The sequence below is a fragment of the Brevundimonas sp. genome (assembly GCF_036732845.1).
GTDB lineage: Bacteria > Pseudomonadota > Alphaproteobacteria > Caulobacterales > Caulobacteraceae > Brevundimonas.
Genome location: NZ_DAINBO010000056.1, coordinates 1 through 10,843, shown reverse-complemented (window position 1 = coordinate 10,843; position 10,843 = coordinate 1). Strand labels below are relative to the sequence as shown.

12 protein-coding genes and 1 tRNA gene are annotated in these 10,843 nt (G+C 66.1%); 1 reads left to right on the top strand and 12 read right to left on the bottom strand.

The genetic code is table 11. The features are described 5' to 3' along the window. The coding region (gene rpoB, locus V7D63_RS12460) for a DNA-directed RNA polymerase subunit beta (RefSeq protein ID WP_333592604.1) at positions 1-2,800 on the bottom strand (2,800 nt) is incomplete at its 3' end. 388 nt (positions 2,801-3,188) lie between these two features. Here rpoB and V7D63_RS12455 point away from each other — a divergent pair. After that, entirely contained in the window at positions 3,189-3,692 is a 504-nt protein-coding gene (locus V7D63_RS12455) for an FKBP-type peptidyl-prolyl cis-trans isomerase (RefSeq protein ID WP_333592603.1), read from the top strand. Between the two features lie 293 nt (positions 3,693-3,985). Here the strand turns inward: V7D63_RS12455 and rplL are convergent, their stop codons facing one another. The 11 genes from rplL to V7D63_RS12400 all read right to left on the bottom strand — a co-directional run. Then, on the bottom strand, positions 3,986-4,372 hold the full coding sequence (rplL, locus tag V7D63_RS12450; RefSeq protein WP_333592602.1) for a 50S ribosomal protein L7/L12: 387 nt from the start codon (positions 4,370-4,372) through the stop codon (positions 3,986-3,988). 61 nt (positions 4,373-4,433) lie between these two features. Next, positions 4,434-4,949, bottom strand: a complete 516-nt coding sequence (gene rplJ, locus V7D63_RS12445) for a 50S ribosomal protein L10 (RefSeq protein WP_333592601.1) — start codon at positions 4,947-4,949, stop codon at positions 4,434-4,436. A gap of 309 nt (positions 4,950-5,258) precedes the next feature. Further along, positions 5,259-5,699 carry an NUDIX hydrolase gene (locus tag V7D63_RS12440; RefSeq protein WP_333592600.1) on the bottom strand — a complete coding sequence of 147 codons (441 nt, stop codon included), beginning with the start codon at positions 5,697-5,699 and terminating at the stop codon, positions 5,259-5,261. Beyond that, positions 5,696-6,697, bottom strand: a complete 1,002-nt coding sequence (locus tag V7D63_RS12435) for an inorganic phosphate transporter (protein WP_333592599.1) — start codon at positions 6,695-6,697, stop codon at positions 5,696-5,698. Before V7D63_RS12435 ends, V7D63_RS12440 begins: the two co-directional genes overlap by 4 nt. A 6-nt stretch (positions 6,698-6,703) precedes the next feature. Continuing rightward, positions 6,704-7,348 (bottom strand): DUF47 domain-containing protein, encoded by a 645-nt coding sequence (locus V7D63_RS12430; protein ID WP_333592598.1) that lies wholly within the window; start codon positions 7,346-7,348, stop codon positions 6,704-6,706. A gap of 277 nt (positions 7,349-7,625) precedes the next feature. Beyond that, on the bottom strand, positions 7,626-8,315 hold the full coding sequence (gene rplA / locus V7D63_RS12425) for a 50S ribosomal protein L1 (protein ID WP_333592597.1): 690 nt from the start codon (positions 8,313-8,315) through the stop codon (positions 7,626-7,628). A gap of 4 nt (positions 8,316-8,319) precedes the next feature. Continuing rightward, positions 8,320-8,751 carry a 50S ribosomal protein L11 gene (rplK, locus tag V7D63_RS12420; RefSeq protein ID WP_333592596.1) on the bottom strand — a complete coding sequence of 144 codons (432 nt, stop codon included), beginning with the start codon at positions 8,749-8,751 and terminating at the stop codon, positions 8,320-8,322. Positions 8,752-8,940: 189 nt separating this feature from the next. After that, the gene (gene nusG / locus V7D63_RS12415) at positions 8,941-9,516 is read right to left on the bottom strand and encodes a transcription termination/antitermination protein NusG (RefSeq protein ID WP_333592595.1); all 576 of its coding nucleotides are present in this window, start codon (positions 9,514-9,516) and stop codon (positions 8,941-8,943) included. 11 nt (positions 9,517-9,527) lie between these two features. Beyond that, the gene (gene secE / locus V7D63_RS12410; RefSeq protein WP_333592594.1) at positions 9,528-9,824 is read right to left on the bottom strand and encodes a preprotein translocase subunit SecE; all 297 of its coding nucleotides are present in this window, start codon (positions 9,822-9,824) and stop codon (positions 9,528-9,530) included. 71 nt (positions 9,825-9,895) lie between these two features. Beyond that, positions 9,896-9,971: transfer RNA gene (locus tag V7D63_RS12405), tRNA-Trp, on the bottom strand. Between the two features lie 78 nt (positions 9,972-10,049). Beyond that, on the bottom strand, positions 10,050-10,843 hold a 794-nt coding region (locus tag V7D63_RS12400; RefSeq protein WP_333592593.1), incomplete at its 5' end, for a hemolysin family protein.

Below are 10,843 nucleotides of genomic sequence, written 5' to 3'. Positions count from 1 at the left end.
TCTCGCCGAAGATGGCGCGCAGCAGCTTCTCTTCCGGCGTCATCGGGCTTTCGCCTTTCGGCGTGACCTTGCCGCACAGAATGTCGCCCGGCTGAACCTCGGCGCCGATCGCCACGATGCCCGCTTCGTCGAGGTTACGCAGGGCCTCCTCGCCGACGTTCGGGATGTCGCGAGTGATCTCTTCCGGTCCCAGCTTGGTGTCGCGGGCCATGACCTCGAATTCCTCGATGTGGATCGAGGTGAAGACGTCGTCGCGCACGATGCGCTCGGAGATCAGGATCGAGTCTTCAAAGTTGTAGCCGTTCCACGGCATGAAGGCGACCAGGGCGTTGCGGCCCAGGGCCAGTTCGCCCAGGTCCGTCGACGGGCCGTCGGCGATGACGTCGCCGGCCATCACCTCATCGCCCACGCGCACGATCGGGCGCTGGTTGATGCAGGTCGACTGGTTGGAACGCTGGAATTTCGACAGGCGATAGATGTCGACGCCCGAACGGCCGGCGTCCACGTCGCCGGTGGCGCGCACGACGATGCGGGTGCCGTCGATCTGTTCGACGACGCCGTCACGACGGGCCACGACCACGGCGCCCGAGTCCACGGCCACCACGCTCTCCATGCCGGTGCCGACCAGCGGCGCATCGGTCTGGACCAGCGGCACGGCCTGGCGTTGCATGTTGGCGCCCATCAGGGCGCGGTTGGCGTCGTCGTTTTCCAGGAACGGGATCAGGGCGGCGGCGACCGAAACGACCTGTTTCGGCGACACGTCCATCATGTCGACCGCGTCCTTGTTCAGGAGCTGCGATTCCCCGTTGATCCGGCCGGGGACCAGATCCTCGACGATCTCGCCCGCCTTCAGCTCGATGTTGGCCTGGGCGATGACGTATTTCGCCTCCTCCATGGCCGAGATGTAGACGACGTCGTCGGTGGCCTTGCCGTCCTTCACGCGACGGTACGGGCTTTCGATGAAGCCGTATTTGTTCACGCGGGCGTGGGTGGCCAGCGAGTTGATCAGGCCGATGTTCGGGCCTTCCGGCGTCTCGATCGGGCAGATGCGGCCATAGTGGGTCGGGTGCACGTCGCGCACCTCGAAGCCCGCGCGCTCGCGCGTCAGACCGCCCGGTCCAAGGGCCGACAGGCGGCGCTTGTGGGTGATCTCGGACAGCGGATTGGTCTGGTCCATGAACTGCGACAGTTGCGAGCTGCCGAAGAATTCACGCACCGCGGCCGCGGCCGGTTTGGCGTTGATCAGGTCGTGCGGCATGACCGTGTCGATGTCGACGCTGGACATGCGCTCCTTGATGGCGCGCTCCATGCGCAGCAGGCCGACGCGGTACTGGTTCTCCAGCAGTTCGCCGACCGAGCGGACCCGGCGGTTGCCCAGGTTGTCGATGTCGTCGATCTCGCCGCGGCCGTCCTTCAGGCCGACCAGGATCTGCAACACCTTCAACACGTCTTCCTTGCGCAGCACGCGGATCTCGTCCGAGACCTCGGGGCTTTCCAGACGCATGTTCATCTTCACGCGGCCCACCGACGACAGGTCGTAGCGTTCCGAATCGAAGAACAGGCTGTTGAACATGGCCTCGGCCGCTTCCGGGGTCGGCGGCTCGCCCGGACGCATGACGCGATAGATGTCGAACAGCGCGTCCTCGCGGTTGGTCGACTTGTCGATGCGCAGGGTGTTGCGCATGTAGGCGCCGACCGTGACGTGGTCGATGTCCAGCACGTCGATGGTGGTGAAGCCGTTCTCGACCAACAGGTTGATCGTGGCCTGGTCCAGTTCGTCGCCGGCCTCGGCGTAGATTTCGCCGGTCTGCATGTTGACGGCGTCATTGGCCAGATATTTGCCGATCAGGGCGTCGGCCGACAGCGACAGCGACTTGACCGTGTCGCCCAGCTTCTTGGCCTGGCGGGCGCTGATCTTGGTTCCGGCCGGGGCGACGACCTCGCCGGTGTCGGCGTCGATCAGGTCGAACTCCGGCTTCACGCCGCGCCAGCGCTCGGGCTTGTACGGGGTGACCCAGCCGCTCTCGCCCTTCTTGGTGCGCATCTCGTACGGCACGGTTTCATAGAAGGTGCGCAGGATCTCCTCGCCGTCCATGCCCAGGGCATAGAGGAAGGTGGTGGCCGGCAGCTTGCGACGGCGGTCGATGCGGACATAGACGATGTCCTTGGCGTCGAACTCGAAGTCCAGCCACGAGCCGCGGTACGGGATCACGCGGGCGGCGAACAGCAGCTTGCCCGAGGCATGGGTCTTGCCCTTGTCGTGGTCGAAGAAGACGCCCGGCGAACGGTGCATCTGCGACACGATCACGCGCTCGGTGCCGTTGACGATGAAGGTGCCCTTGTCCGTCATGAGCGGGATGTCGCCCATGTAGACGTCCTGCTCCTTGATGTCCTTGACCGAGCGGGCGCCGGTTTCTTCGTCCGCCTCGAACACGATCAGGCGCAGCTTGACCTTCAGCGGCGCGGCGAAGGTCATGTCGCGCTGGATGCACTCCTCGACGTCGTATTTCGGGTCCTCGAACTCGTACGTCACATATTCCAGGACGGCGCGCTCGTTGAAGTCCTTGATCGGGAAGACGGACTTGAAGACGGCCTCGATGCCCTGGTCCTTGCGCGGACCCGAACGCCAGTCGCGTTGCAGGAACTGCTCGTAAGACGCGCGCTGAACCTCGATCAGGTTCGGCATCTGCACGGCTTCGGGGATGCGCCCGAAGGATTTGCGGATACGCTTCTTGCCGGTGAACGACGTGGCGGAGGCGATCTGAGCCGCGAGGGCGAGACCGTCGATGGACTTGGCCATTCTGTTTTCCCAATCGGCGGGCCTGGGGGAGGACCCGCGTTCAATGCAGCGGCCACGGCGCGCCATTCCGGCGTCCGCGGCGTTCAAGGTTTCGGCGTCCACCCTCGGCCCGATCCGGGCCAGGACGCCTGAAATGTAAGGCTCCCTTGGGCAGGAGCGCGTCTTCGCACCGGTCGGAGGGCGACGGACCAGGCCTCGACGCTTTCGCGCGCGACTCGTACGGAGTGATGCGGAACGCGCTGATATACTCGCTTTTAGGACGAAATAAAGGCCTCGACGGCGGATTTCTTAATCACCGGCGACGCGCGCTGCTGGACGATCATGGCCTGAGCCTTCGCCCCGCCCAAGCCCTGTTCCTGACTGCGCGGCGGGGTGCTAGCGTCGCCGTATGAACAAGCTGATCGCCCCCGCCCTCGCCGCCCTCGTGGTTTCCGCCTGCGCCACCGCCCCCGCCGCGCCGCTCGCACCGGCCGGTCCCGCGACGCAAGAGAACTGGGACGCCGGCCAGGCCGCCTATCTGGCGTGGAACGGCCAACGCCGCGGCTGGACCACCACCGCCAGCGGTCTGCAATACCGCCGCGTCGGCAAGGCGCATGCCGAGGGCGCCCAGCCCAAGGCGACCGATACGGTCAAGGTCCACTATCGCGGCGTGCGCATCGACGGGGTCGAGTTCGACAGCTCGTACAAGCGCGGCGAACCGGCCGAATTCCCGCTGAACCGCGTCATTCGCGGCTGGACCGAGGGCGTGGCCCTGATGCGCGTCGGCGAGACCTATGAGTTCGCCATTCCTGCAAACCTGGCCTATGGCGCGCGCCGTGTGGGCGGTGACATCCCGGCGAACTCGGCGCTGATCTTCACCGTCGAACTGCTGGACGTGACGCCCGCCGCCTGAGGCACCCGGCCGCTCCCCCAAAGAAACGCACTGAGTTTCCGCTAGGCGTCAACGTTTGGAGCCTCTCCGTTCCCCCGGCGAATGCCGGGGTCCAGATGGAGAGTCTGCGTCGCTCGCCAACGCTAACTTGGCCTTGGTTCCAGAGATCAAGCCTGGGTCTGGACCCCGGCATTCGCCGGGGAGGCGGTGGACCGGGGACGCCGACACCCAACAAGCATGCAACCAAAGAAAAACGGGCCGGGGATCGCTCCCCGGCCCGTCGATCGTCAGCCGTGAGGCTGGCGTAAGGCAGATTACTTGATCTGGACCTTGGCGCCGGCTTCTTCCAGCTTCTTCTTCAGCTCTTCGGCGGTCTGCTTCGAGACGTTCTCGACGACGTTCTGCGGAGCGCCTTCGACCAGGTCCTTGGCTTCCTTCAGGCCCAGGTCCGAACGGACGCCGCGGACTTCCTTGATGACGTTGATCTTCTTGTCGCCGCCGTCGACCAGGACGACGGTGAACTCGGTTTGCTCTTCAGCGGCTTCAGCCGGAGCAGCGGCGCCGCCACCGGCCGGCATGGCCATGGCGACCGGAGCAGCGGCGCTGACGCCCCACTTTTCTTCCAGCAGCTTGGACAGTTCGGCGGCTTCGAGGACGGTCAGCTTGGACAGGTCTTCTACGATCTTGGACAGGTCGGCCATTGTTCGTTTTCCTTCGGAGGATTGGTTTCAGTAGAGATTATGCAGAGATGGAAGCGGTCGCTTAGGCGGCGTCCTTGGCGGCGTAGGCGCTGAACACCCGAGCCAGTTGGGAAGCCGGGGCCTGAACCACGCCGGCGACCTTGGTCGCGGGGGCGTTGAGCAGACCCAGCAGCGTGGCGCGGATCTGGTCCAGAGACGGCAGCTTGGACAGGGTTTCGACACCCTTGGCGTCCAGCACCTTCTCACCCATGAAGCCGCCCTGGACGACGAACTTGTCGTTGCCCTTGGCGAATTCAGCGGTGACCTTGGCGGCCGTCACCGGATCGGGAGCGTAGGCGATGCCCACCGGACCCTTGAACAGGGGGTGGTATTCGCTGCCCTCGTCGGCGTCGAGCGCCTTCAGCGCCAGGCGGTTCTTGACCACCTTGAACGCGCCACCTTCTTTACGAAGGCGGATACGCAGGTCTTCCATTTCCGCAACGGTCAGACCCAGGTTGTGGGTCACGACCACGGCGCCGGCGTCGGCGAAGACGCCCTTCAGCGTCTCGATCGACTCGGCCTTTTGTGCGCGGTCCATTGCGGTCTCCAGTCTTGGCATTCGCCGCCGGGGTCATTCCCGACGACGGATTGGCTCAGGCCTCGCATCGCTGCGAGGCGTCGAACCGGTCGTATTGTCCGAAGGAAGCGCGAACCCGATCCGTCCCGGTTGCGGGACCGACTGGCGTCCATTGCATCCCCATCTCCCCACGGCGTCAGAAGGCTTTCTGACAGTTACGGCATGGGTGGCCCCCACGCCCCGAAGTTCTCGGACAGGACCGCCACGACACAGGGCCATGGCGGAGAAGCGGCGCTCATACAGGCGTCGCGCCGAAAAATCAACGGGCGGCTATGTCGCCGGTCTGAATTCCAGGATCACCGCGCCCAGCTCGGCCTCATCGACCGATGCGGCGGCGTCGGCGGCCGTGAACCAACGACGAGTCCGCTGGGCGGCCTCTTTCCAATCGGCCAGTTCCCGCGTGACCCGCAGCGCGAAGACGCTCACCTGGGTCGGACGCGGCGCGCGGCGTTTCAGCCGCTTCAGATATTGAAACTCGCCGATGGGCGCTTCTTGGACCACGCCCTCGACGCCCGCCTCTTCCAGCGCTTCCTGGGCCGCCGCCTGGGCGTCGGTCAGGCCGGGCATCCGGCCGCCCTTGGGCGTGACCCAGCGGCCGGTGTCGCGCGAGGTGACCAGCAGGATCTCGACCCCCCCGCCCTGCCCCGCCCGCCAGCACAAGGCCGCGACCTGATGGCGCTCTGCCCGCGAAGACGGCGTGGCGCCGCTCACGTCAGGAAGGTCCCGCCCAGCCAGAAGAAGACGGCGGCGATGGCCGCCGAGGCGGGCATGGTCACGAACCAGGCCGTCACGATCCGCCGCGCCACGCCCCAACGCACAGCAGAGGCCCGACGCGCCGCGCCCACGCCGACGATGGCCCCGGTGATGGTGTGGGTGGTCGAAACCGGAATGCCCAGGCCCGTGGCCAGGAACAGGGTGATGGCCCCGCCCGTCTCGGCGCAGAAGCCCTGTTGCGGGCTAAGCCGCGTGATCCGCGACCCCATGGTGTGGACGATGCGCCAGCCGCCGAACAGCGTGCCCAGGGCGATGGCCGCCTGGCAGGTGATCACCACCCAGAAGGGCACGTGGAACTCCGCCCCCGCCGGCGCGCGCGAGAACAGCAGCACGGCGATGATCCCCATGGTCTTTTGCGCGTCATTGCCGCCGTGGCCCAGCGAATAGGCCGAGGCCGAGACGAACTGCAGACGGCGGAACACCTTGTCGGCGAAGCCGGGGTTGGCCTTCACGAAGGCCCACGACACGATCAGCACCAGCGTCAGCGCCAGGGCGAAACCCACGGCCGGCGACAGGAAGATGGCGAACACCGTCTTGGTCACCCCGGCGACCACGATCGCGCCGGTTCCCGCCTTGGCGACCCCCGCGCCCAGCAGGCCGCCGACGAGTGCGTGCGAACTGGAGGACGGTATGCCCCACAGCCAGGTGATGACGTTCCAACTGATGGCCCCCATCAGGGCGCCGAAGATCACCTGGTCCGTGATGACGCCCGGATCGATGATCCCACGCCCGATGGTGTCGGCCACGTGCAGGCCGAAGAACAGGAAGGCGATGAAGTTGAAGAAGGCCGCCCAGCCCACGGCGTAGATCGGCGGCAGAACCCGCGTGGCGACGATGGTGGCGATCGAGTTGGCGGCGTCGTGCAGGCCGTTCAGGAAGTCGAACAGCAGGGCGACGCCGATCAGGAACCACAGGATCAACAGGGCGTGGTCCATGACGCCCTACAGATGCTCGACCAGGACGCCGTTGATGCGGTTGGCCACGTCCTCGAACCGGTCGACCACCTTTTCCAGGTGATCATAGATCTCGGCCCCGATGACGAAGTCCAGCGCCTGTCCGCCGCGATGCAGCAGGAACAGCGCCTTCATGCCCTCGTCGTACAGGGCGTCGCTGTGGCTCTCCAGGCGCGCGACCTGTTCGGTCAGCGCGTTCAGGCGGTCATGGTTCTTGCGCATGTCCGGCAACAGGGACACCGCCTCGGCCGTCAGGGCCGCGCACTCCACAGCCACATCGCCCAGTTCGCGCATCTTGGGCGCGAAGGCGGTCTGTTCGTACAGACCCACCACCTTGGCCGTCTTCTGCATCTGGTCGATGGCGTCGTCCAGCGAGTTGGTCAGGCCGCGAATGTCCGAACGGTCGAACGGGGTGATGAAGCTGCGGCGCACGGCGAACAGCACCTCGCGCGCGACGTCGTCGGCCTCGTGCTCATGATCGATGATGGCCTGGCGCCAATGATCCGTCTCGGTCCCGCCGTCCAGCATGCGACGCAGGGCGTCGGCGCCCTTCACCAGGGTCTGGGCGTGGGCGTCGAACAGACGAAAGAAATTGTCCTCGCGCGGCAACAGCGCCTGGAACCATCTGAGCATGGGGTCGCCTCCGGCGGAATCCTTGGACAGGCCGTCCGTCCACGCTTCCGCGAGTCCCGTCAACCCGTCAGGCGACGGAGGGTTCGTCCGACACGAAAAAGGGCGGCGATCCGAAGACCGCCGCCCCTTCTTTTTCTTGCCCTACCGCTCGACGCGCGGCGTCTCGCTGCTTGAGGGCGGGCTTTCGTCCTACCGCTCGCGTCGCGGACGCTCGCTGCTTGAGGGCGTCAGGCCGCGTCGGGTCGAGAAGGCGGAGCCTTCTGACCGCGGCCCAACATCAAGCGCCCAGCGAGGCCGGGTCGACCTTGAAGCCCGGCCCCATCGTCGACGACAGGCTGATGCGCTTCACATAGGTGCCCTTGGCGCCCGACGGCTTGGCTTTCACCAGGGCGTCGACGTAGGCCTTGACGTTGGCTTCCAAGGCTTCCTGGGTGAAGGAGGCCTTGCCGATGCCGCCGTGGGCGATGCCGGCCTTTTCGACGCGGAACTCGACGGCGCCGCCCTTGGCGTCCTTGACGGCCTGGCCGACGTTCGGGGTCACGGTGCCGACCTTGGGGTTCGGCATCAGGCCGCGCGGACCCAGCACCTTACCCAGACGGCCGACCAGGGCCATCATGTCGGGGCTGGCGATGACGCGGTCGAAGTCCATCAGGCCGCCGTTGATCTGTTCGTACAGATCCTCGGCGCCGACGTATTCGGCGCCGGCCGCGCGGGCCTCGTCGGCCTTGGCGTCCTTGGCGAAGACGGCGACGCGGACGTCGCGGCCCGTGCCCGACGGCAGGTTGACCACGCCGCGGACCTGTTGGTCGGCGTGACGCGGGTCGACGCCCAGGTTGACGGCGATTTCGATCGACTCATCGAACTTGGCCTTGGCGTTGTCCTTGACGGCCTTGATGGCGTCGGCGAACGGCATCAGGGCGTCGCGGTCGCCGGTCCAGGCTTGGATGCGTTTGGCTTGCTTGGCCATGATCTTAGCCCTCCACCACGTTCAGGCCCATCGCGCGGGCCGAGCCTTCGATGATCTTCGACGCGGCGTCGAGGTCGTTGGCGTTGAGATCCTTCATCTTCTTCTCGGCGATTTCACGCAGTTGGCTGCGCTTGATCTTGCCGACGGTCTCGCGGCCCGTGGCCTTGGCGCCCGACTTCAGACCGGCGGCCTGTTTCAGGTACCAGGTCGCCGGCGGCGTCTTGGTGATGAAGGTGAACGACTTGTCCTGGTAGACGGTGATGACGGTCGGCAGGGGCGTGCCCTTGCCTTCCTTCTCGGTGCGCGCGTTGAACTCCTTGCAGAAGCCCATGATGTTGACGCCGCGCTGACCCAGGGCCGGGCCGATCGGCGGCGACGGCGTCGCGGAGCCGGCGGGCACCTGCAGCTTGATGTAGCCGAGAATCTTCTTGGCCATTGGTCTCTCCTATGAAGCGGGGAAGTTAATCCCCACGGATGAGCCGTGGTCGGGGCATGGCTGCCTCCCACGGATTTACGCCCCGTCCGGCGGGCCGAGCGACGCGAAGGCGCGCGTGTATCAGAGCGTCCCCGCGAAAGCAAACGGCGGCCCAAGGGCCGCCGTCGCGAAGCGATCTTGCCGCAGCGCTTACGCCGCGACCTTCTCCACCTGGCCGTATTCCAGATCCACCGGGGTCGGGCGGCCGAAGATGGACACGGCCACGCGCAGGCGGGCGTTGTCCTCGTCGACGCTCTCGACCTGGCCGTCGAAGCTGGCGAACGGGCCGTCGATGACCTTGACGGTCTCGCCGATGTCGAAGCGGATGGTGGGCTTGGGACGCTCGACGCCCTCTTCCACGGCGCCGATGATGTTCTGGACCTCACGCTCCGAGACCGGCAGAGGCTTGGTGCCGCCCGCCGCGCCCAGGAAGCCGGTGACTTTCGGCGTGTTCTTGACCAGGTGATAGGCGTCGTCGGTCAGCTCCATCTTCACCAGCACATAGCCGGGGAAGAATTTGCGTTCCGAGTTCACCTTGCGGCCGCGACGGATCTCGACGACGTCCTCGGTCGGCACCAGGATCTCGGAGAAATTGTCCTCCAGCCCCTGCTGCTTGGCCTGCATGCGCAGTTGCTCGGCGACCTTCTTTTCAAAGTTCGAATAGGCGTGGACGATGTACCACTTGTGGCGGGGGTTGGAGGCCGGCGCGGGCGCTGCATCGGTCATGAGCGGGTTCCTTACGAGCCGAAGGCGACGATGTAGCGGAAGGCGATGCCCAACAGGCTGTCGACAATCCAGAAGAAGGCGGCGGCCAGCAGCACCATGATCAGCACCATCACCGAGGTGATCCAGGTCTCCTTGCGGCTGGGCCACACGATCTTGCGGCCCTCGGCGCGCACCTGGCTGAAGAACTGGGCGGGCGACACGCGCGGCTTGGCCGGCGCGGGGGCGTCGACCGTCACGGTCTGGGCGCCCGCCGCTGCGGGGGCGGCGCCGGGGTTCCGGCGGCCGGTCTTTGACTTGGCCTTGGCCATTCAGCGTCTCTTCGCACAATTGATCCTGCCGCCGCAGATGGGGTGTCCCATCCGGCGGCGACAGGGGGAAATGGCAGGAGTTGGGGGACTCGAACCCACGACCCCCGGTTTTGGAGACCGGTGCTCTACCAGCTGAGCTAAACTCCTAGACGAGCGGCTGCCTTCGCAGCCATCGCCAGACCGGCGCGTATGCCCGACCGGGCCGGGGTTTTCAAGGGCGCTGCGTCAGTTTCCGGCGGCGGCGGCGCGGGCGGCCGCTTCGTCTTCCGGCGTGATGACGGCGCGGAACAACAGCTTGTCGATGCGACGGTCGTCCATGTCGATCACCTCGACCTCGAACCGGCCCAGTTGCAGCACCTCACCCTCCTGCGGCACGCGCGACAGTTCATGCAGCACCAGGCCGGCGACGGTGTGGAAACCCTCGCGTTCGCCGAAATCCTCGCCCAGTTCGTCGGACAGTTCGTCCAGGTCGGTCTGGCCGTCGACCAGCCAACTGCCGTCCTCACGGCGGTGGATATAGGTCTGGCCTTCGTCATGCTCTTCGTGGAAGTCGCCGGCGATCATCTCCAGCAGGTCCGTGGCGGTCACCACGCCCTCGAAGGCGCCGTACTCATCGACCAGGAAGGCCATGTGCACCTTGGACGCCTTCATGATCTCCAGCGCCTTCAAGACCGAGGTCGACTGCGGAATGAAGGCCGGGGTCTGGACCAGGGTCTCCACGTTGAACTCGCCATTGTCCAACAGGCTGTCCAGCAGGTCCTTCTTGTGGACCACGCCCAAGGGATTATCGACGTCGTTCTCGCGCGCCACGACGATGCGCGAATAGGGGCAGGTGCGAATCTCTTCGCGCAACTGGTCTTCCGGGTCGTCCAGGGCGATCCAGAACACTTCGTGACGCGGCGTCATGGCCACGCGGATCGGCCGGTCGCCCAGGGTCAGGATCTCTTCGATCATCTCCTGTTCCTCCGGCTCGATCAGACCGGCCGAGGTGCCCTCGGCGATCATGGTCTCGACCTCCT

Bases quoted from the DNA above. Each gene is read 5' to 3' on its own strand.
- rplK (WP_333592596.1), bottom strand. From the start codon at position 8,751: ATGGCCAAGAAGATTCTCGGCTACATCAAGCTGCAGGTGCCCGCCGGC.
- nusG (WP_333592595.1), bottom strand. From the start codon at position 9,516: ATGACCGATGCAGCGCCCGCGCCGGCCTCCAACCCCCGCCACAAGTGG.
- secE (WP_333592594.1), bottom strand. From the start codon at position 9,824: ATGGCCAAGGCCAAGTCAAAGACCGGCCGCCGGAACCCCGGCGCCGCC.
- rplL (WP_333592602.1), bottom strand. From the start codon at position 4,372: ATGGCCGACCTGTCCAAGATCGTAGAAGACCTGTCCAAGCTGACCGTC.
- rplJ (WP_333592601.1), bottom strand. From the start codon at position 4,949: ATGGACCGCGCACAAAAGGCCGAGTCGATCGAGACGCTGAAGGGCGTC.
- V7D63_RS12435 (WP_333592599.1), bottom strand. From the start codon at position 6,697: ATGGACCACGCCCTGTTGATCCTGTGGTTCCTGATCGGCGTCGCCCTG.
- V7D63_RS12455 (WP_333592603.1), top strand. From the start codon at position 3,189: ATGAACAAGCTGATCGCCCCCGCCCTCGCCGCCCTCGTGGTTTCCGCC.
- V7D63_RS12430 (WP_333592598.1), bottom strand. From the start codon at position 7,348: ATGCTCAGATGGTTCCAGGCGCTGTTGCCGCGCGAGGACAATTTCTTT.
- rplA (WP_333592597.1), bottom strand. From the start codon at position 8,315: ATGGCCAAGCAAGCCAAACGCATCCAAGCCTGGACCGGCGACCGCGAC.